Annotated in this window: 7 protein-coding genes and 2 pseudogenes; 5 read left to right on the top strand and 4 right to left on the bottom strand. The window is 76.3% G+C overall.

The genetic code is table 11. The features are described from left to right. Positions 1-89: 89 nt before the first annotated feature. From ACFV1W_RS08925 to ACFV1W_RS08945, 5 genes and pseudogenes are all read left to right on the top strand, one after another. Positions 90-8,318 (top strand): annotated as a pseudogene (locus ACFV1W_RS08925) (beta-ketoacyl synthase N-terminal-like domain-containing protein); the annotation flags it as partial. A gap of 103 nt (positions 8,319-8,421) precedes the next feature. After that, positions 8,422-8,628, top strand: a pseudogene (locus ACFV1W_RS08930) (KR domain-containing protein); the annotation flags it as partial. Between the two features lie 192 nt (positions 8,629-8,820). Further along, positions 8,821-9,363 (top strand): acyl carrier protein, encoded by a 543-nt coding sequence (locus tag ACFV1W_RS08935; RefSeq protein ID WP_380414684.1) that lies wholly within the window; start codon positions 8,821-8,823, stop codon positions 9,361-9,363. Between the two features lie 50 nt (positions 9,364-9,413). Beyond that, positions 9,414-16,223 (top strand): amino acid adenylation domain-containing protein, encoded by a 6,810-nt coding sequence (locus tag ACFV1W_RS08940; protein WP_380414468.1) that lies wholly within the window; start codon positions 9,414-9,416, stop codon positions 16,221-16,223. A 41-nt stretch (positions 16,224-16,264) separates the two neighbouring features. Then, a complete protein-coding gene (locus tag ACFV1W_RS08945; protein ID WP_380414470.1) occupies positions 16,265-17,401 on the top strand; it encodes an acyl-CoA dehydrogenase family protein in 1,137 nt (378 codons plus the stop codon). A 239-nt stretch (positions 17,402-17,640) separates the two neighbouring features. On the opposite strand, the gene ACFV1W_RS08950 is transcribed toward ACFV1W_RS08945, so the two are convergent. From ACFV1W_RS08950 to ACFV1W_RS08965, 4 genes are all read right to left on the bottom strand, one after another. Beyond that, a complete protein-coding gene (locus ACFV1W_RS08950; RefSeq protein ID WP_380414472.1) occupies positions 17,641-18,183 on the bottom strand; it encodes a cysteine hydrolase family protein in 543 nt (180 codons plus the stop codon). Positions 18,184-18,220: 37 nt separating this feature from the next. Beyond that, positions 18,221-19,249, bottom strand: a complete 1,029-nt coding sequence (locus ACFV1W_RS08955) for a ketoacyl-ACP synthase III family protein (RefSeq protein WP_380414474.1) — start codon at positions 19,247-19,249, stop codon at positions 18,221-18,223. A gap of 20 nt (positions 19,250-19,269) precedes the next feature. After that, positions 19,270-20,898, bottom strand: coding sequence for an FAD-dependent monooxygenase (locus ACFV1W_RS08960; protein WP_380414476.1), 1,629 nt, complete (start codon positions 20,896-20,898; stop codon positions 19,270-19,272). 92 nt (positions 20,899-20,990) lie between these two features. Next, a complete protein-coding gene (locus ACFV1W_RS08965; RefSeq protein WP_380414478.1) occupies positions 20,991-21,995 on the bottom strand; it encodes a 3-oxoacyl-ACP synthase III family protein in 1,005 nt (334 codons plus the stop codon). Between the last annotated feature and the right edge of the window lie 86 nt (positions 21,996-22,081).

Here is a 22,081-nt window from a genome sequence, read left to right on the forward strand (position 1 = left end):
ACTGTACGTCAGGACGGTTGAGGGACCGCACTGTTGCGCCGTCACCGGTCGCCTGCTGTCCGAATGTCCGGGTTTGCGGGGGTGCATCGATGGTGGGCGTTGCTGGTCGTGGCGGGCGTGGGATTCCGTCCCGTGCGGTTGCGGTGGTGGGGATCGGATGTCGTTTCCCGCAGGCGGACGGGCCGGGGGAGTACTGGCGGTTGCTGCGTCGTGGCGGGGACGCGATCACCGGGCGGCGGGGTGGCCGGGGGCCGGCCCGTGGCGGGTTCCTGGAGCGGGTGGACGGGTTCGATCCGGAGTTCTTCGGCATCTCGCGCCGCGAGGCGGTGGCCATGGACCCGCAGCAGCGGCTGGCGCTCGAACTGGCCTGGGAGGCACTGGAGGACGCCAGGACCGTGCCGGGCCGGCTCGACGGGAGCCGGACGGGCGTGTTCCTGGGGGTGATCGCCGACGACTACGCGACGCTGCTGCACGGCCTCGGCCCCGACGCGGTGACCGGGCACACCCTGACCGGATTGCAGCGGGGCGTGATCGCCAACCGGATCTCGTACGCGCTGGGCCTGCAGGGCCCGAGCCTGGTGGTGGACACCGGGCAGTCGTCCTCGCTGGCCGCCGTGCACCTGGCCTGCGCGAGCCTGCGCAGCGGCGAGTCCGAACTCGCGCTGGCGGGCGGGGTGAACCTGATCCTCGCGCCGCAGAGCACCCTGGCGCTGGAGCGGGCCGGGACGCTGTCGGCGGACGGGCGCTGCTTCACCTTCGACGCCCGCGCGAACGGCTACGTCCGGGGCGAGGGCGGCGGGGTCGTCGTGCTGAAGCTGCTGGAGGCCGCCGTCCGGGACGGCGACCGGATCCACGCCGTCATCCGCGGCAGCGCGCTGAACAACGACGGCGCGACCGAGACGCTGCCCACGCCCGGCCGGGAGTCCCAGCGGCGGGTGCTCCTGGCTGCCTGCGCCGACGCGGGCGTCGAGCCGGGCGAGGTCCAGTACGTCGAGCTGCACGGGTCGGGGACGCGGGCCGGTGACCCGGTCGAGGCCGCCGCGCTGGGTGCGGCGCTGGGCTCGGCCCGGGCGGCGGACGACCCGCTGCTGGTCGGGTCGGTGAAGACCAACATCGGCCACCTGGAGGGCGCGGCCGGGATCGCCGGGTTCATCAAGGCCGTCCTGTGCGTCGGCGAACGCGAACTCGTGCCCAGCCTGAACCACACCGGGCCCGACGGGCGGATCCCGCTGGACGAGCTGAACCTGCGGGTGAACACCGAGACCAGGGGCTGGCCGTCGCCGGAGCGGCCGCTGGTCGCCGGCGTCAGCTCGTTCGGCATCGGAGGCACCAACTGCCATGTGATCGTGCAGGACTGGCGGGAAGGCGAACCGGCCGGCGCGGGGGAGGGCGGCGCCGGGGCGCTGCCCTGGGTGCTGTCGGCGCGGGACGAACCCGCGCTGCGGGCGCAGTCGGAGCGGTTGCGCACGCTGGTGGCGGGGAGCCCGGGGTTCGGGGCGGCCTCGGTGGGCCGCTCGTTGGCCGTCACCCGCAGCACCTTCGAGCACCGTCGCGTCGTCGTCGCGGAGGACCGGGACGGTTTCCTCGCCGAGCTGGCGGCGAGCTCGGCCGGGCAGCCGTCGGCGGCCGTGGTCGAGGGCCGGCACGAGGGGCCGCCGGTCCGGCCGGTCTTCGTCTTCCCCGGGCAGGGCTCGCAGTGGGCGGGCATGGCGGCGGAGCTGATCGCGAGCTCGCCGGTCTTCGCCGAACGGATCGCCGAGTGCGCCGAAGCGCTTCGCCCGTACGTGGACTGGTCGTTGACCGACGTGCTGTGCGAGGTGCCCGGCGCGCCCGCGCTGCAGGGCGACGAGGTGATCCAGCCCGCGCTGTGGGCGGTGATGGTGTCGCTGGCCGCACTGTGGCGTTCGGCCGGGGTGGAGCCCGCCGCCGTGGTGGCCCACTCGCAGGGCGAGATCGCCGCCGCCACCGCGACGGGTGCGCTGTCGCCGCGGGACGGCGCGCGGATCGTGGCGCTGCGCAGCCGGGTGCTGAACCGGATCGCCGGGCGCGGCGGGCTGCTGTCGGTCGAACTTCCGGTGGGCCGGGTGGAGTCGGACCTCCGTGCGGTGGCCGCGGACGGGCTGTCGGTCGCGGCGGTCAACGGCCCCGCGCACACGGTGGTCGCCGGGCCGGTCGCCGCGCTCGACGGGCTGGCCGCCCACTACGGGGAGCGGGTGCGCACCCGGCGGGTGCCGATCGACTACGCCTCGCACAGCGCGGACGTGGAGGAACTGCGGGAGGAACTGCTCACCGCCTTCGCCGGGATCAGCCCGCGCTCCACCGACGTGCCGTTCCACTCGACCGTCACCGCCGCGCCGATCGACACCGCCGAACTGGACGCCGGGTACTGGTTCCGCAACCTGCGCGAGCCGGTGCGGTTCGGGCCGGCCGTCGAGCAGCTCCTCCGGGCGGGGCACTCGACCTTCCTGGAGATCAGCCCGCACCCGGTGCTGGTGATGGGCGTCCGCCAGGCGATCGACGCGCACGGCGGGGCCCGCGCGGACGGGGCGGACGGCGGGGCCGGCGTCGCGCTGAGCACGCTGCGGCGCGGGCGCGGGGACCGCCGGCGGTTCCTGACGGCGGCGGCCGAGGCCTTCGTCCGCGGCGTGGCGGTGGACTGGGCCGCGCTGCTGCCCGCCTCGGCGCCACTGGTGGACCTGCCGACGTACCCGTTCCAACGGCGGTCCCACTGGCCGTCGGGCGAGGTGGAGGAGGGCCCGGAGCGGGCCGCCGAGGGCGGCCGGGACGCGGCACGTCAGGTACCGGCCGTGGACCGGCGGTCGGTGCTGGAAACGGTCCGGAGCCACACGGCCGTCGTGCTCGGTGCCGGGTCGGCCGCCGCGGTCCGGCCCGCCCGGACCTTCCGGGAGCTGGGCCTGGACTCCGCCATGGCGCTCGAACTGCGCGACCGGCTGTCCGCCGCGACCGGGCTGAAGCTGGGGAGCACCGTCCTGTACGACCACCCGAGCCCGGCCGCCCTGGCCGCCGCGCTCGCCACGTCGATGGCGGGGACGCCTGAGGGGCCCGCGGAATCCAGGGAGTCCACGGAACCCATGGACACGGAACCCATGGACACGGAGCCCAAGGGGCCGAAGGGGGCCACGGAAACCGAGGAACCCGAGCAGGCCGACGACCCCGTGGTCATCGTCGGCATGGCCTGCCGCTACCCCGGCGGGGTGCGCTCGCCCGAGGACCTGTGGAACCTGGTCGACGCCGGGACCGACGCCACCGGCGACTTCCCCGACGACCGCGGCTGGGACCTGGCGGCGCTGCACCACCCGGACCAGGAGCGGACCGGCACGTCCTACGTCCGCCGCGGCGGCTTCGTGCGGGACGTGACGGACTTCGACGCGGAGTTCTTCGGCATCAGCCCCCGCGAGGCCCTCGCCATGGACCCGCAGCAGCGGCTCCTGCTGGAGGTCGCCTGGGAGGCGCTGGAACGGGCCGGGATCGACCCGACGACGCTGGCCGGCAGCCGCACCGGCGTCTTCGCCGGGGCGACGCACTCCGGCTACGGGCCCACCATGGAGACCGCCGGGCACGGCGTCGCCGGACACCTCCTGACCGGCACCAGCGTGAGCGTGGTCTCCGGGCGGATCGCCTACGTGCTCGGACTGAACGGGCCCGCGCTCACCGTGGACACCGCCTGCTCGGCGTCCCTGGTGGCGCTGCACCAGGCGGTGCGGTCGGTGCGCTCCGGTGAGTGCTCGCTCGCCCTGGCCGGCGGGGTCACGGTGATGGCGACCCCCGGCATGTTCGTCGAGCTGTCCCGCCAGCGGGTGCTGGCCGCCGACGGCCGCTGCAAGGCCTTCTCCGCGCGGGCGGACGGCACCGGCTGGGGCGAGGGCGCGGGCATGCTCGTGGTCGAGCGCCTCTCCGACGCCCGCCGCCACGGCCACCCCGTACTGGCGGTCGTCGCCGGAAGCGCCGTCAACTCCGACGGCGCGTCCAACGGACTGTCCGCGCCGAGCGGCTCCGCCCAGCAGCGCGTCATCGAGGACGCCCTCGCCGACGCCGGGCTGGCGCCGCAGCAGGTCGACGCCGTGGAGGCGCACGGAACCGGCACCGCCCTGGGCGACCCGATCGAGGCGAACGCCCTGCTGGCCGCCTACGGGCAGCACCGCGCCCCGGAGCGGCCGCTGTGGCTCGGCTCCCTCAAGTCCAACATCGGGCACGCGCAGGCGGCGGCGGGTGTCGGCGGCGTGATCAAGATGGTCCAGGCGATCCGCAACGCCGTCCTGCCCGCCACCCTGCACGTCGACGAGCCGTCCCCGCACGTGGACTGGACGGGCGGGGCGGTGGCCCTGCTCGACCGGGCCCGGCCCTGGCCGGAGACCGGCGGCCCCCGGCGCGGCGGCGTCTCCTCCTTCGGGATCAGCGGCACCAACGCGCACGTGATCCTCACCGAGCCGCCCGTCGACGCCCGCTCCGTCCGGGAGCCGGCCGGGGCCGCGGGGGAGCCGGTACGACCGCCGGTACGGCCGCCCGTGGTGCCGGTCGTCCTGTCGGCCCGCACCCCGGAGGCGCTGCGCGAGCAGGCCCGGCGGCTGGCCGCCGCGCCGGTCGACCCGGTCGACGCCGCACCGGCCCTGACCGCCCGCGCCCGTCTCGACGAGCGCGCCGTGGTGATCGCCGCCGACCGGCAGGAGGCCGCGCGCGCCCTGGACGCGCTGGTCCGGGGCGAGGAGTCCCGCGGCGTCGTCACCGGCCGGGCCGTCGAGCCCGGCCGCACCGTCCTGGTCTTCCCCGGCCAGGGCGGCCAGTGGCGGGGGATGGCGGCGGCCCTCGCCGCCGAGAGCCCGGTCTTCGCGGCCCGGCTGGCCGAGTGCGGGCGGGCGCTGGCGCCGTACGTCGACTGGTCGCTGGCCGACGTGCTGGCGGGGGCGCCGCTGCTGGACCGGATCGAGGTCGTCCAGCCCGCGCTGTGGGCCGTGATGGTGTCGCTGGCGGAGCTGTGGCGCTCGGCCGGGGTCGTCCCGGACGCCGTGGTCGGCCACTCCCAGGGCGAGATCGCCGCCGCCGTCGTCGCCGGGGCGCTCTCGCTCGACGACGGCGCCCGCGCCATCGCGCTGCGCAGCAGCGTGGCCGTCGAGCTGATGGGCAAGGGCGCGATGGCCGTCGTCCCGCTGCCCGCCGAGCGGGTCCGGGAACGGCTCGGCGAGCTGAGCATCGCCGCGGTCAACGGCCCCTCCGGCACCGCCGTGGCCGGGGCCCCGGAGGAGATCGCCGCACTCGTCGACGCCTACCGGGCCGAGGGCGTCGAGGCCCGGGTGATCCCGGCCGCCTTCGCCTCGCACTGCCCGGCGGTCGAACCGATCCGCGAGCGGATCCTGACCGAGCTGGCGCCGCTGGCACCGCGCGGCGGCGGGATCGGGCTGATGTCCTCGGTCACCGCCGACTGGCAGGACGGCGGTGAACTCGACGCGGCCTACTGGTACCGGAACCTGCGGCACACCGTGCGCTTCCGGGAGGCCGTCGAAGCGCTCGTCGCCTCCGGCCACACCACCTTCGTCGAGGTCGGCCCGCACCCGGTGCTGGTCGGCAGCATCGGCCAGATCCTGGAGGAGGCCGGGGTCGACGGCATCGTGACCGGCTCGCTGCGCCGCGAGGACGGCGGCCTGCGCCGCTTCCTCACCTCCGCCGCCGAGGCCGGCGTCCGGGGCCTGCCGGTCGCCTGGGAACGGCTCACCGGTACCGCCGTCGACCACGTGGACCTGCCCACCTACCCCTTCCAGGGCCGCCGCTACTGGCTCACCGGCACGGCCACGCCCTCCGGTACCGCCGAGCTCGGCCAGGCCCCGGCCGACCACCCGCTGCTCGGCGCGGCCGTCGAACTCGGCGACGGGGAAACGGTGTTCACCGGACGGCTGTCGGTCCGCAGCCACCCCTGGCTGGCCGACCACACCCTCGCCGGGGCGGTCGTCCTGCCGGGCGGCGCGTTCCTGGAACTGGCCCTGCACGCGGGCGCGGTGGCCGGCGCGGCGCGGATCGAGGAGCTGACCGTCGCCACCCCGCTGGAGCTCCCGGCGGACGGTGCCGTCGACCTGCGCGTGCGGGTCACGGGGGAGGACGGCATCGGGCTGCGGACCTGCCGGATCTTCGGGCGGGCGACCGGTGGGGAGTGGACCGAGCACGCCACCGGGACGCTCGGGGCCGCCGCCGCCCCGGTCGGTGCGGCCGTGGAGTGGCCGCCGGCGGACGCGACGCCCGTTCCGGTCGCCCGTACGTACGAGGACCTCGGCCTGCGCGGGTACGAGTACGGTCCGGCGTTCCGGGGGCTGCGGGCCGCCTGGCGGCGCGACGGCGAGTGGTTCGCCGAGGCCGTCCTGCCCGAGGCGGAGGCCGGCGGTCACCGTCTGCACCCTGCTCTGCTGGACGCGTCCCTGCACGGGCCGATCGCCGCCGCCCCGGGCCGGCCGGTCCAACCGCTGCGCTGGCGCGGGGTGTCGCTGCCCGGGTCCGGCGGCCGTACGTCGCTGGCGGTGCACGCGGTGCCCGCCGCGGACGGCGGCTTGCGGCTGACCCTGCTCGACGGGTCGGGAGGCCTGGTCGGGCTGGTCGAGTCGGTGGAGCTGTGCCCGGTCGCGGTGGGGCGCCCGGCCGACCCGGCCACCGCCGCGCGCGACGCGCTGTTCGCACTGGGCTGGGAGCCGCCGGCCGCTTCGCCGGCGGGGCGGCCGGTACTCCCGGCGGACACCCTCGACCTGGAGGCGCTGCTCGCGGCGGCCGAGCCGCCCGAGCACGTCGTCGTCGCCTGCCCGGCGGGTGCGGACGGGACCGACCCGGCGACGGCGGCCCGGGCCGCCGTGCGCCGGACGAGGGAACTGCTCGGCCGCTGGCTCGCCGAGGACCGGCTCACCGGTACCCGCCTGGTGCTGGTCACCCGTGGGGCCGTCGCCGCCCGGACCGGGGAGACCGTCAGGGACCTCGCGCAGGCGGCGGTCTGGGGCCTGGTGCGGACGGCCCAGGTCGAGCACCCGGGCCGGTTCGTCCTGGTCGACCTCGGCCCGGAGGACTCCGAGGTCCCGACGGCGGCGCTGACGCCGGAGGAGAACCAGGCGGCGGTCCGTGACGGCGCCGTCCTGGTGCCCCGGCTCGCGCCGGCCGCGGGCGACCCGGCGCTGAGCGTTCCCGGGGGCGCGGGCCCCTGGCGACTGGACATCCCCGAACGCGGCACCCTGACGGCCCTGGAGCTGCGGCCCTGCCCCGAGGCGGCCGCCGAACCGGGCCCCGGGCGGGTCAGGATCGCCGTCCGCGCCGCCGGGCTCAACTTCCACGACGTCCTCGGCGCCCTGGACATGCACCCCGGCGACCCCGGCCCGCTCGGGCTGGAGGGCGCGGGCGTGGTCACCGCGACCGGGCCCGGCGTCACCGGCCTGGCCGTCGGCGACCGGGTGATGGGCCTGATCCCCGCCGCCCTCGGCACCGTCGCCCACGCCGATCACCGAACACTGACCCGGATCCCCGACGGCTGGTCCTTCACCCGGGCCGCCGCGGTGCCGGTCGCCCACCTGACGGCCCTGCACGCCCTGGCCGAGCTGGGCGACGTACGGCCGGGCGACGCCGTCCTGGTCCACGCCGGTGCGGGCGGCGTCGGCATGGCCGCCGTCCAACTGGCCCGGCACCTGGGCGCGGAGGTCTTCGCGACCGCCAGTCCGACCAAGTGGCCCGCCCTGCGGGCGCTGGGCCTGGACGACGACCATCTGGCCTCGTCCCGCGAGTCCGGGTTCGGAGCGCGGTTCGCCGGCCGGGGCATGGCCCTCGTGCTGAACTCGCTGACCGGCGAACTCGTCGACGAGTCACTGGAGTTGCTGCGCCCGGGCGGGCTGCTGGTCGAACTCGGCCGGACCGAGCGGCGCGACCCCGCCGAGGTGGCCGCCGCCCACCCCGGCGCGCGCTACCGGACGTCCGACCTGCTCGACCTGCCGTCCGAGCACCTCGGGCGCCTGCTGAACCGGGTGGTCGAGCTGTTCGCCGAGGGTGCGTTCGGCCATCCCGCCGTCACCGACCTGGACGTCCGGCGCGCGCCCGAGGCCTTCGGGCTGCTGCGCCGGGGCGGCCACGTCGGCAAGGTCGTGCTGACCGTCCCGCCGGTCCTGGACCCGGACGGGACCGTGCTGATCACCGGCGGGGCCGGCGCCATCGGCCGGGCCCTCGCCCGGCACCTGGTCACCGCGCACGGCGCCCGCCGTCTCCTGCTGGCCGGACGCCGCGGCGCGGAGGCCCCCGGTGCGTCCGAACTGGCCGCCGAGCTGGGCGGGTTGGGCGCCGAGGTGCGGTTCGCCGCCGTCGACGTCGCCGACCGCGAGGCCGTCGCCGCGATGATCGGCGCCCGTCCCCGCCCGGCACCCGCTGACCGCGGTGATCCACGCCGCGGGCGTGGTGGACGACGCGCCGATCACCTCGCTCACCCCCGGGCAGATCGACCGGGTGATGCGGGTCAAGGCCGACGGCGCCTGGCACCTTCACGAGCTGACCGCCGGTCACCCGCTCAACGCCTTCGTGCTGATCTCCTCGGTCATGGGGACGCTCGGCGGCGCCGGACAGGGCGGCTACACCGCCGCCAACGCCTTCCTCGACGCGCTCGCCCGGCACCGCCGGACCCGGGGCCTGCCCGCCCTCGCGCTGGCCTGGGGCCTGTGGGACGACGCGGACGGCATGCTCGGCGCGCTCACCGACGCCGATCGCGCCCGGTTCACCCGGGCCGGGCTGGTGGCGATGGCGCCCGAGCACGGCCTGGCCCTGCTGGAGGCGGCACTGCCGTCACCGCACGCCGCGCTGGTGCCCGCCCGGCTGGACCGCGCGGCGCTGCGCGAGCTCGGCGCCGACCTGCCGCCGGTGCTGCGCGGGGTCGTGGCGGCCGCGGGCGCGGGGCGGCCCGGGAACGCGGTTGAACAGCGGCGGCGCCTGCCGCTGCGGGAGGAGCTGGCCGGCCTGGCGGCCGCTGAGCGCGCCGGGGTCCTGGCCGACCTGATCCGCTCGCACATGGCCGCCGTGCTGGGCTGCCGGCCGGAGGCGGTGCCGGCCGACCGGCCGTTCGGCGAGCTCGGGTTCGACTCGCTCACCTCGGTCGAGTTCCGCAACCGGCTCGGCGCGGCGGCGGAGGTCAGGCTGCCCGTCACCCTGCTGTTCGAGGCGCCGACGCTGCCCGAGCTGGTAGCCGTGCTGGACGCCGAACTCTCGCCGCCCTCGGAGGAGTGCGAGGCTTCCGAGGCCGTTCACGGGGACGCGGTCGAGGGTGTTGCCGACGCGGACGTGGCAGCGCTGATCGAGGCCGCCGACGCCGAGGAGCTGTTCGCCTTCATCGACCGCCGGCTCGCCTGATCCCCGCCCCCGCCGACCGCCACCCCACCCCCACCAAGGATCGATCCGTCATGGCAACAGCACCGGCAACAGCAGCGGCAACGGACGAGAAGCTGCTCGGATACCTCAAGCGCCTCACCGTGGACCTGCACCAGGCCCGCGAGCGCCTGCGCGAGCTGGAGGAGGGGAACCGGGAGCCGATCGCGATCGTCGGCATGGCGTGCCGCTACCCGGGCGGGATCGACTCGCCCGACGCCCTGTGGCGGCTGCTGGCCTCCGGCGGGGAGACCGTCGGCGCGTTCCCCCGGGACCGCGGCTGGGAGGACGGCCTGCACGACCCCGAGACCGGCGACGGCCGGAGCCTGACCGGCTCCGGCGGCTTCCTCCGCGACGCGGCGGACTTCGACGCGGCCTTCTTCGGCATCAGCCCGCGCGAGGCGCTGGCCATGGATCCGCAGCAACGGCTGCTGCTGGAGACCGCCTGGCGGGCCTTCGAGGACGCCGGGATCGACCCGGAGTCGGTGCGCGACACCGAGACCGGCGTGTTCACCGGGCTGTCCTGCCTCGACTACGGGCAGGGGCGCGGCGAGGTCCCCGAGGAGGCCGAGGGCTTCCTGACCACCGGTACGGTGGCCGGCGCCGCGTCCGGCCGGATCTCGTACGCGCTGGGCCTGCGCGGCCCGGCGCTGACCGTGGAGACGGCCTGCTCGTCCTCGCTGGTGGCGCTGCACCTGGCCGTCCAGTCGCTGCGCCGCGGCGAGTGCGCGATGGCGCTGGCGGGCGGGGCGACGGTGATGGCCACCCCGCAGCTGTTCACCGAGTTCACCCGGATGCAGGGCCTGTCGCCGGACGGCCGGTGCCGCCCGTTCTCGGCGGCCGCCGCCGGCAGCGGGCTCGCCGAGGGCGTGGGTGTGCTGCTGGTCGAGCGGCTGTCGGACGCCCGCCGGCTCGGGCACCCCGTGCTGGCCGTGGTGCGCGGCAGCGCCGTCAACCAGGACGGCGCCAGCAACGGCTTCACCGCGCCGAGCGGCTCCGCCCAGCAGCGGGTCATCCGGCAGGCGCTGGCCGACGCGCGGCTGTCGCCCGCCGACGTCCAGGTGGTGGAGGCCAGCAGCACCGGCACCCCGCTCGGCGACCCGATCGAGGCCCGCGCCCTGCTGGCCGCGTACGGGCACGACCGCGAGCAGCCGCTGCGGCTCGGTTCGCTGAAGCCCAACATCGGACACACCCAGGCGGCGGCGGGGGTCGCCGGGGTGATCAAGACGGTGCTGTCGATGCGGCACGGCCGGCTGCCCGCCACCCTGCACGTGGACGAGCCCACGCCGCACGTCGACTGGTCGGCGGCCGCGGTCGAACTGGTCGCGGAACCGAGCGACTGGCCGGCGGCCTCGGGGCCCCGGCGGGCCGGAGTGTCCTCGCAGGGCATCACCGGCACCAACGCCCACGTGATCATCGAGGAGGCCCCGGCGGACCTCGACGAGCCGGCGGCCGTGGAGTCCGACCGGCCGCGGCTGCTGAGCCTGTCGGCCAGGACACCGGAGGCGCTCGCCGAACTCGCCGGACGCTACGCCGAGTTGCTGGACGGAGGGGGCGCCGGTGCGCCGCTCGCCGCGATCTGCCGGACCACCGCTCACGGGCGGGCGCACTTCGCCCACCGTCTCACCGCCGTCGCCTCCTCCCGGGCCGAGCTGCGGGACCTGCTCACCCGGACCGGCGCGGGCGAGGGCCTGCCGTCGGGTGTCCGGCTGGGGGTGCGGACTCCGGAGGGCGGCCGGGGGCCGGTGTTCCTGTTCACCGGCGCAGGAGATCGGCAACTCGTCGAGTACGCAGATGAGTTGGCGGCGTCCGAACCGACCTTCCGGCGTGCCCTGGAGCGGTGCGCCGAGGTGTCCGGAAGCCGGACCTCGCCGTTCGCCGTCCAGTACGCGATGGCCGAGCTGTGGCGCGCGTGGGGCGTGGAGCCCGCGGCCGTCCTCGGCCTCGGCGCCGGCGAGGCGGTCGCCGCGTGCCTGGCGGGAGCGATGAGCCTTGAGGACGCGCTGCGGACGCCGCCGGACGCCGCCGAGCCGGAGCGGTTCACCGAGGCCGTCGCCGAGCTGCTGCGCGAGGGGCACCGGACCTTCGTGGAGATCGGCCCCGCCTCGCCCCTGCTCGACCCGGTCCGGGCGGACGCCGAGATCCTGCCCTCGCTGCGCGCGGGGGAGGACGCCCGGCGCACCCTGCTCGACGGCCTCGGCGCACTGTACGTCCGGGGCGTGCGGATCGACTGGACGAGCGTCCACGGCGAGCCGGTCGGGCCGCCCGCGGCGCTGCCCGGCTACCCGTTCCAGCGGGAGCGGTACTGGCTCTGGACGGGCGAGCCCCGCCGGGACCGGGGCCGCGACCGGGGTCGGGTGCCGGTGGGGCAGGACGGCGGGCCGCTGGTCGCGCAGGTGCGGCTGGTCGGCGCCGACGGTACGCCGGTGGCGCTGGCCGAGGGCGTACGGCTGGAGGCGGTGCCTTCCGCGACTGCACCCGCCGTACCGGCCGTGCCGGCCGTTTCCGCCGTATCGGCCGCAGCTGTCGTGCCCGCCGCGCCCGAGAACGCCGCACGCGGGGAGGCCGAGGACGTCGACGTCACCGAGCTGGTGGTCGGCATCGTCGGCCGGGCGCGCGGGGCGGCCGTCACCGGGGAGGACCTGCACCGGCCGCTGCGCAGCCTGGGCGCGGACTCGCTGATCGCGATGGACATCCGGCAGACCCTCGCCCGGCGGCTCGGCGTGGACCTCCCGCTGCCCGAACTGCTGGACGGCCGGAGCGTCGCCGACCTCGCCCGCACCGTCCGGGCGGCGCACGGCGGCGGCGCCCCCGCGCCGGCCGGGCAGCCGCGCGCGGCGCTGGTCGCCGACCCGGCGGCCCGCTACGAGCCGTTCCCGCTCACCGACCTCCAGCAGGCCTACCTGGTCGGCCGGACCGACGCCTTCGAACTCGGCAACGTCTCCACCTCCTTCCTGGTCGAGGTCGACCTGACCGACACCGACCTCGACCGGCTCGGCGCCGCCCTGCGACAGCTGATCGACCGGCACGACATGCTCCGCGCCGTGGTCTCCCGGGACGGCCACCAGCGGGTGCTCGCCGAGGTCCCCGAGTACCGGATCGCCACCGTCGACCTGAGGGCCGGCTCGGCGGAGGAGCGCTCCCGCCGCCTGGCGGAGATCCACCGGGAGCTGCGGGACCAGGTCTTCGACACCGAGGCCTGGCCGCTGTTCGACGTCCGGGCGACCCTGCTCGACGACCGCACCACCCGGCTGCACCTCAACTTCGACGCGCTGATCGTCGACGGCCGCAGCTCCGGTCTGCTGTTCCGGGAGTGGGCGCAGGCCTACCGCTCCGGCGCGCCCGCGGCGCCCGCCCCGGGCGTCAGCTACCGCGACTACGTGCTCGCCGCCGCCCGGACGGACGCCGAGCTGCGCGACGGGTCGCTCGCCTACTGGCGGGCGCGCACCGCCACGCTGCCGTCCGCGCCCAGGCTGCCGCTGCGGCCGGGGCCGGCGCCGCGGCAGCCGGTGTTCGCCCACCGCACGGCCCGGATCGAACCCGCGGCGTGGCAGCGCTTCAAGGACCGTGCCGACGCGGCGGGCGTGTCGCCCTCGACCGCCCTGTGCGCCGCGTACGCGCAGGTGCTGGGCGCCTGGAGCGAGTCGCCGCGCTTCACGCTCAACCTGCTGGCGTTCAACCGGCGGCCGCTGCACGAGGACGTCGGCAGGGTCGTCGGCAACCTCAGCGCGACCACCCTGCTGGAAGTCGACGCCGCCCCCGCCGAGGCCTTCGCCTCGGGTGCCCTGCGGCTGCAGCGCCAGCTCCTGACCGACCTCGACCACGGGTGCGTCAGCGGGGTCGAGGTGCTGCGCGAGCTCAACCGCGTCCGGGGCGGGACGGGCCTGGCGAGCATGCCGGTGGTGTTCACCAGCACGATCGGCTTCTCGGGGCAGGACGGCGGCGCGCTCACGGCGCTGACCGGGCTCGGCGCCTCCGGCCGGCTGGCGTCCAGCTCGGTCCGCACCCCGCAGGTGTGGCTCGACCACCAGGCCCTGGAGGAGGCCGGGGAACTGGTCCTGAACTGGGACGTCGTCGAGGAGGTGTTCCCCGAGGGCGTGGTCGACGGGATGTGGACCGCCTACCTGGACCTGGTGCGGGACCTGTGCGACGAGGGGGCGTGGCGCCGCCCCGCGGCCGTACCCGCTCCGGCCGCCGACCTGGCGCTCCGACGGGCCGTCAACGCCACCGACGCCCCCGTCCCGTCCGAGCTGCTGCACGACGCCTTCCTGCGCCGGGCCGCGGAGCGGCCGGAGGCGCCCGCGGTCATCACCGCCGCCCGGACGCTCGGTTACGGCGAGCTGGACCGCCGCTCCGACCGGATCGCCCGCTGGCTGATCGAGCGCGGGGCGGGCCCGGGCGTGCTCGTCGGCATCGTGATGGACAAGGGCTGGGAGCAGGTCGTGGCCGCCCTGGGCATCCTCAAGTCCGGGGCCGCGTACGTGCCGGTGGACGCCGAGACGCCCGCCCGCCGGCTCCGGATGATCATGGAGACCGCCGGCATCGGCCTGGTGCTGACCCGGTCGGTGCTCACGGACGGCCTCGACCTGCCGGACGGCATCCGTTCGCTGGCCGTCGACACCGAGCCGGAGTCCGCCGGTGCGGACGGCCCCCTGCCGCCGTCCCCGGCCCGGCCCGGGGACCTCGCGTACGTGATCTTCACCTCGGGCTCCACCGGGGTCCCGAAGGGCGTGATGATCGAGCACACCGGCGCGGTCAACACCGTCCAGGACGTCAACGACCGGTACGGCGTGACCGCCCGTGACCGGGTGCTCGCCCTCTCCGCGCTCAACTTCGACCTCTCGGTCTACGACGTGTTCGGCCTGCTGTCGGTCGGCGGCGCCGTCGTGCTGCCCGACGAGTCGGCCCGGCGCGAACCGGCCGCCTGGCTGGAGCTGGCGGAACGGCACGAGGTCACCGTCTGGAACAGCGTCCCCGCGCTGATGGAGATGTTCGTCGAACACCTGCGGGCCGAAGGGAGCGGCGCGCTGCCGCTGCGCCTGGTGCTGATGAGCGGCGACTGGATCCCGGTCACCCTCCCCGGCGCCGTCGCCGCGGTCCTGCCCGAGGCGCGGGTCGTCGGCCTGGGCGGCGCGACCGAGGCGTCCATCTGGTCGATCCTCCACCCGGTCGACCACGTGGACCAGGAGCGGCCCAGCATCCCGTACGGCCGGCCCATGCGGAACCAGCGCTTCCATGTGCTGGACGAGGCCCTCCGGCCCCGCCCGACCTGGGTGCCCGGAGACCTGTACATCGCCGGCACCGGCCTGGCCCGCGGCTACCTCGGCGACGAGGCGAAGACCCGCGCCGCCTTCCTGCGCCATCCGGTGACGGGGGAGCGGCTCTACCGGACCGGCGACCTCGGCCGCTACCTGCCGGACGGCGACATCGAGTTCCTCGGGCGCGCGGACTTCCAGGTGAAGATCCAGGGGCACCGGATCGAGCTCGGCGAGGTCGAGGCGGCGCTGCTGCGCAGGCCCGGCGTCCGGGCGGCCGCCGCAGTGGCCGAGGGCGAGCGGGGCGGGCCCCGGCGGCTGGTCGGGTACGTGGTGGGCTCCTCCGTCTCCTCCGTCTCCTCCGTCTCCTCCGTCTCCTCCGCGTCGGCCGAGGAGCAGCTGCGCGAGGCGCTCGGCCGGGAACTGCCCGGCTACATGGTGCCCGCCCGGATCGTCCTGCTGGACGAGCTGCCGCTGACCGCCAACGGCAAGGTGGACCGCCGCCGGCTGCCCTCGCCCGGGCAGGCGGCCCCGCGCTCCGGCGCGGCGGTCGCCCCGCGTGATGCGGCAGAGCGTCAACTCGCGGAGGTCTGGGGCGAGTTCTTCACTTCCGCGGGCCAATCCCCGGACATCACGGCGAACTTCTTCGACCTCGGCGGCGACTCGATGCTCGCGGTGCGGATGATGGCCCGGATCCGGCAGCGCACCGGACGGTCGCTCCCGGTGGCCACCCTGCTCGCCCGGCCGACCGTCGAATCCCTCGCCGAGGTGCTGCGCGAACGCCCCGGCGACGAGGGCCGCGCGGTGCTGGTCCCCGTCCGGGCCACCGGGACGCGGCCGCCGCTGATCCTGGTCCACCCGGTCGGCGGGGACGTGCTCTGCTACGCCGGGCTCGGCGCCCTGCTGGACGAGGACCAGCCCGTGCACGCCCTCCGGTACCCCGACCACGACGCCGCGCCGCGGACCGTGGCCGAGCTGGCCGCGCACTACACCGACGCCGTCGTGGAACGGTTCCCGGACGGCCCGTACCGGCTCGGCGGCTGGTCCATGGGCGGCGTGATCGCCCTGGAGATCGCCCGGTCGCTCTCCGCGCGCGGCGCGACGGTCGAACTCGTCGCCGCGATCGATCTGCTCGAACCGCCCGGCCACGTCGAACCCGTCAGCGACGCGGCACTGCTGGCCCGGTTCGCCCGCGACCTGGCCGGACTCGCCGGAACCGACTGGAACCCGGGCCCGGCCGCGTTCGAACCCACCGGCGACCGCACCCCGGTCCAGGAACTGCTCACCCGGGCCCGGCAGGCCGGCGTCCTGCCCGCCGACCTCGACGCCGCCACCCTGGAACGGCTCGCCGGCCGCTTCCTGCGCCTCAGCCGCGCCCTGGCCGAGCACCGGCCCACCCCGTACCGGGGCCGGGTCCGGCTGCTGCGCGCCATGGACGGGGCCACCACCGCGACCACCCGGCAGTGGCTGGACCTCCTCGGTGACCGGGCCGAGAGCACCGACCTGCCCGGCGACCACTACAGCGTCATGCGACCGCCGTACCTCCGGGCACTGGCCGCCGAACTCGACAAGGCGCTGAAGGACCTGTGACCACCGCCGGACGAACCGACCACCACCTCCAGGAGGACCGGATGACCACCGTCGTGGAACTGCCGCCCCGCGCACCCGGGGAGGGCCCCACCGCCGCCACCGTGCTGGAGCGGGTCCGGGCGTACGCCGCGGGCCTGCCGACGAGCGCGGCGCAAGTCGAGCGGCAGGGCCGGATCCCCGCCGAGCTCCTCGACGGCCTCAAGGCCACCGGACTGCTGCGCGCCGCCCTGCCGCCCGCCCTCGGCGGGGTCGAGCTGACCGCGCCCGAACTGACCCGCGCCGTCGACCTGCTGGCGGAGGGGGACGCCTCGGTCGCCTGGTGCGCGGCCGTCGCGCTGAACGCCGCGCTGGCCGTGGTCTCGCTGCCCGCCGACGCGTTCGCCGAACTGTTCCCCGACCCGGACCTCATCACCGCCACCGTGCTGCCCCCGGCCGGGCGGTCCGTCCGGCTCGACGGCGGATACCTCCTCTCCGGCCGGTGGACCCACGCCAGCGGGATCACCCACGCCGACCGGGTGATGGCCGGGTTCCGGACCCCGGACGGCACCCCGCGGATCGCCGTCCTCGACGCCGCCCACGCCCGGGTCCGCGACACCTGGCACACCACCGGCCTGCGCGGCACCGGCTCCCACGACTTCGAGGTCACCGGCCTCTACGTCCCCGACCGCCACACCTTCGCCCTCGCACCCGCCGGCACCCGGCCGCAGCCCCTGCACCTGCGCGCCGACAACCTCGCCCTCAAGATGGCCGGCATCCCCCTCGGCATCGCCCGGTCCGCCCTGACCAGCGCCCGCGAACTCCTCACCGCCCGCGGCACCGCCCTCCCCAGGCCCTCGGCCCCGGCCGACCTCGCCCACGCCGAAGCCCTCATCGGCGCCGCCGACGCCTACGTGTACACCACCCTGGACCGCGCCTGGGCCGCCCAGGCCGCGGGCCACACCCCCGAGCGCGGCACCGCCGCCCTCGCTCGCCAGTTCGCCCACCGCGCCTGCCGCGAAGCCGTCCAGTACCTCTACGACCTGGCCGGCTCCGCCGCCGTCTACACCGACCGCACCCCCCTCGACCGCTGCCTGCGCGACATCATCACCGCAAGCCGCCACGTCGCCTCCGCCGAAGCCGTCCTCGACGCCGTCGGCACCCTCCGCCTCGGCGGCGACCCGACCTCGCCGCACCTCTGACCGGACAGCCGACCGGACGGCCGATCCGCCGCCGGCCACGGCTGCGGCGGCGACGGCCGCGGTCCTGCCCGCCACCTGCGCCCGCGCCGCCGCCCCCAGGTCGCCGTGGGGGCGCCGGGGTGGCCGGGCCGTGGAGGCAGCGATGAGCCCCCGCCCGGGGACGGTGTCCCGGACGGGGGCCGATGGGTTGTCGGGTGGTCCCGGTGCGTGGTGGGCGGGTGGGGGTTCGACGGCGGGCGTCAGGCGGTCGGGGTGAGGAGGGCGTCGGTGCGGGTGAGGGTGACGCCCATGCGGTGGAAGGCGTCGATGGCGGCGGCGTGGCCGGGGGTGGAGAGGGCGGCGACGGCGTCCTCGACGACGGTGGTGCGGTAGCCGAGGGTGACGGCGGTGCGGACGGTTTCGCCGACGCCGTACTCGGTGGCGATGCCGGCGACGACGAGGTCGGTGGCGCCGAGGCGGTTGAGGCGGTCGGCGAGGGCGGTGCCGGCGAAGGCGTCGATGCCGTACTTGGTGACGACCTCGTTGCCGGGGCGGGCGGCGACCTCGGGGGCGAAGCGGTTGAAGGGGGAGTCGGGGCCGCCGTCGCTGCCGTCCATGCGGGCGTAGCGGACCAGGACCACGGGCAGGCCGGCTGCCTCGAAGGCGGTCTTCAGCCGGGCGGCGGAGCGGACCACGGCGGGGCCGGTCAGCGGGGCGACCGGGCGGCTGACGATCCACTGCTGGAGGTCCACCAGCACCAGGACGGTGCCGGGGGTCAGGGCGGCGGCGGGGGTGTGGGACATCGGGTTCCTCGTGGTCGGTCGGTGGCTGGTCGCTCGGTCACTCGGCGGCGACGAGCAGGGCGGTCCAGGTGAAGCCGGCTCCGGCGCTCAGCAGGATGGCGATCCGGCCGGGTTCGAGCAGGCCGCGGGCGTGGAGTTCGGCCAGGCCTGCGGAGGCGTCGCCGGCTCCCAGGTGTCCGGTGCGGGCGCCCAGGTCGAGCACCTCGACGCCGGCCAGGCCGAGCTGCTCGACGGCCGGGAGGTAGGCGGTCTCCAGGACGGTGCGGCCGAGCCGGGGGAGCAGCAGGTGGCTGAGCCGGGGGTCGTCGGGGGTGAGGCCGGCGTCGGCGAGGGCGCCGCGGACCGCCCGGACGACGCCCGCGCCCGCGGTGGCGGCGAAGTGCGGGCCGTGGCCGTCGCTGAGGAAGGCCTTCTTGGTGCGCCGGATGTCGACGGTCTCGCCGTTGGCGCGGGGTGCGGTGGAGAAGGAGTCGTGGCCGCGGTGCATGACCTCCAGGTCGGGGGCGGCGGCGGTGTACGCGGCGAGCAGCCGGTACGGGCCGCGCTCACGGTCCAGGACGAGCGCGGTCGCGCCGTCCCCGTACGCGACGCCGTAGTCGCCCTGCCAGCGGTCGAAGCCGGGGGCGGCGAAGCGGTCGCCGGTGGTGACCAGGGCCCGTTCCAGCAGCGGATCGGCGGCGAGCCGGACGGCCGCCAGTTCGACGGCGGTGGCCCCGCCGTTGCACATCTGCTGGACGCCGACCGGCACCGCCCGCACGGCGCCCGAGTGCTGGGCGACGTAGTGGGCGGGCGACCAGAAGTCGTGCCCCTGGTGGTAGATCCAGGCGTGGGCGACCAGGCCGATGGTCTCGGACAGGCAGCCGGCCTCGCCGATCGCCTTGGCGGCGGCGAGGACGGCCATCTCGGGGCCCGACTGCCAGTCGCTGACGGGCAGTTCGAGGTAGCCGTCCTTCGCGGCATTCTCGGAGGTGACCCGGCCCTCGGCGACCGCCGCGGCCGCGGTGTCCGTGGTCGGGGGGAGCCAGGCGACCGCGGCGGCTATCCGGGGCGGTGGGTCGAAGCGCATCGGGTGTCCTTCGAGGGGGGTCAGCGGGCGGTGGCCGGGTGGTGCAGCGCCCCGTCGAGCAGGGCGGTGATGCGGTGCGCCTCGTGCAGCGGGACCCGGGCGTGGACGTGCTGGTCGGGGCGGACCAGCACCACGGCGCCGCGGGTCGCCCCGCGCGGCCCGGCGCCGGGCCGGTCCGCGGGCTCCGCGTCCTCGTGCAGGGTGCCGGTGGCGTCCAGCACCCGGACGTCCACCAGGCCGGGGTGGCGCTTCCCGGCGTCCTCCAGGGCCCGGGCGACCCGCGGCGGCAGGGCGGTGCCGGGCAGTTCGACGAGCAGGGTGTGCCGCAGGTCGGAGAGGGCCTCGCGCAGCGGCAGCCGACGGCCGAGCCGGCGGTCCCAGACCGCGCGGTCGGGGGTGAGGGCTCCGGGGACGAAGCGGTCGCCCCACAGCTTCCAGCTGCGCAGCCTGGTCTCCCGGCCCTCGCCGTAGACGGTGCGCAGGCCGGCCAGCCAGGGGATGTAGTCGAGGTCGAAGAGGTTCAGCCGGGAGGCGAAGCCGGCGGCCCGGTCGCGGGCGGTGACCTGTGCGGGCTTGCGCAGCAGCCAGGCACGGGTCTGCAGGTCGGCCTGGCGGACGACGGCGCGGGCGACCTGGGTGCGCTCGGTGTGGTAGCTGTCGAGCAGGGCGGCGCCGGCCTCGCCGCGCCAGACCAGGGCGAGCTTCCAGGCGAGGTTCTGGGCGTCGGTGACACCGGTGTTGAGGCCCTGGCCGCCGGCCGGGCTGTGGATGTGGGCGGCGTCGCCGACCAGGAAAACCCGGCCCTCGCGGTAGCGCTCGACGTGCCGGGCGTGCACCGCGAAGGTGCTGGTCCAGGCGGAGTCGCGCAGGGTGAGGCCGCCCGGTCCGCGCTCGTCCACGACCTGCTGCATCAGCTCCAGGGTGGCGTCCTCGGGGGCGAGGCCGGGCGGGAGCGAGGTGAAGACCCGGGAGCGGCCGCCGGGCAGGCCGATGATGACCAGCACGCCGCGCGAGGAGCAGAAGTAGTGGGCGGCGTCGTGCTTGAGCGGGCCGTCGACGTAGGCGTCGACCAGCATGAAGGTGTTGGGGTAGGTGAGGCCGTCGAAGCTGAGGCCGAGCAGTTCGCGGACGGTGCTGCCGGCGCCGTCGCAGCCGAGGACGTACGCGTACTCGGCGCGCCGCTCGGTGCCGTCGGCCTCGCGCAGGACGGCGACCACGTGGTCGGGGTGCTGCTCCAGGGCGGTGAGGGCGGTGCCGCGCTCGACGCGGCCGCCGAGGCGGGTGACGGCGTCGCCGAGGAGGTCCTCGATCTCGGGCTGGGGGAGGATCACCGGCTGGGCGCGACCGGTCAGGTCGAGCGTGGCGATCTCGCGGCCCTCGGAGTAGTAGTGGAAGGCGTCGACGGGCAGGCTGCGGGCGGCGGTGTCGGCCGGGTCGGCGAGGTGGCGCAGCACCTCCAGGGTGCGCGGCCAGACCAGCAGGGCCTTGGTGAGTGCGGAGGGTGCGGGGGCTCGGTCGACGAGCTCGATGTCGATACCGCGGCGCAGCAGTTCGGCCGCGGAGGTGAGTCCGACCGGGCCGGCGCCGACGATCAGTACGGGCCGTCTGCCGGTGGGGCGGGGAGCGGTGGGGTCGGCGCTGCTGGTCACGTCTCTTCTCTCGTACGGGTCTCGGGCGGATACGCGCCGGTTTCCGGCCGGGGGCCGGTGCGGGTTCCGGGGTCGGGTGGGCGGCGCCGGTGTTACGGGCGGTGCCAGCGCAGCAGGCTGCTGCCGATCGACATGCCGCCGCCGAAGCCGGAGAGCAGCACCAGTTCGCCGTCGCCCAGTGCGCCGGCGCGGTTGGCGGCGTCGAGGGTGATCGGGATGGACGCCGCCCCGGTGTTGCCGTACTCGGCGACGGTGAGATGGGTGCGGGCGCGCTCCAGGCCGAGCGAGGGGAGGATGTCCTCCAGCATCCGGCCGTTGGCCTGGTGCGGCACGAAGTGGTCGACCTCGGCACCGGTCCGGTCCGCCTCGCGGAGCAGTTCCTTGACGGAGAGCGGGAGTCGGTCGGTGACGAACTCGCGGACCTCGCGGCCGTCCATCGAGAACCAGTGGGCGCCCTCGGCCAGGGTCTCGGCGGAGGCGGGGCGGCGGCTGCCGCCGGCCGCGACCCGAATGGTGCGGTGGTGGCGGCCGTAGGTCTCCAGCCGGGAGGCCTGGATGCCGTAGCCGTCCGGTACGGGGCCGAGGACGACGGCGCCGGCGCCGTCGCCGAACAGGACGGCGGTGCGGCGGTCGGCGGGGTCGATGATCCGGGAGTAGACGTCGGCGCCGATCACCAGGGCGTGGCCGCCGCCGGCGATCAGGCGGTGCGCGGTGTGCAGGGCGAAGGCGAAGCCGCTGCAGACCGAGTTGAGGTCGAAGGCGGCGGCCTGCTCGGCGCCGATCAGGTCCTGCACGATGGCGGCCGTGGCGGGCTGCGGGTGGTCGGGCGTGGAGGTGGCCACCAGGATGTGGTCGAGCTGGCCGGGGCGGATCCCGGCGTCTTCGAGGGCGGCCCGGGCGGCGTGGGCGGCGAGGTCGGAGGTGGCCTCGCCCTCGGCGGCGTAACGCCGTTCGCCGATGCCGGTCTTGCGGTGGATCCACTCGGCGGTCACGCCGGCTCGGGAGCCGACCAGGGTGTTGTCGACGGCGGTCGCGGGCAGGTGTGCCCCGGTGCCGAGGATGCCGATGGACGACGCGTGCTCCTGCGCTGTCTGCATGATCGATACAGTATCAGAGGTCTGACTTAGGTCAATGATTTAGCTAGTATCGCAATGTTAATGAGTAGGTGAGTTCTTGGTTATGT

This window comes from Kitasatospora sp. NPDC059648 (assembly GCF_042734825.1).
In the GTDB taxonomy this organism is placed as follows: Bacteria; Actinomycetota; Actinomycetes; order Streptomycetales; family Streptomycetaceae; genus Kitasatospora.

Coding starts and splice junctions, on each gene's coding strand:
- ACFV1W_RS08940 (WP_380414468.1), top strand. CDS start 9,414: ATGGCAACAGCACCGGCAACAGCAGCGGCAACGGACGAGAAGCTGCTC.
- ACFV1W_RS08950 (WP_380414472.1), bottom strand. CDS start 18,183: ATGTCCCACACCCCCGCCGCCGCCCTGACCCCCGGCACCGTCCTGGTG.
- ACFV1W_RS08965 (WP_380414478.1), bottom strand. CDS start 21,995: ATGCAGACAGCGCAGGAGCACGCGTCGTCCATCGGCATCCTCGGCACC.
- ACFV1W_RS08955 (WP_380414474.1), bottom strand. CDS start 19,249: ATGCGCTTCGACCCACCGCCCCGGATAGCCGCCGCGGTCGCCTGGCTC.
- ACFV1W_RS08945 (WP_380414470.1), top strand. CDS start 16,265: ATGACCACCGTCGTGGAACTGCCGCCCCGCGCACCCGGGGAGGGCCCC.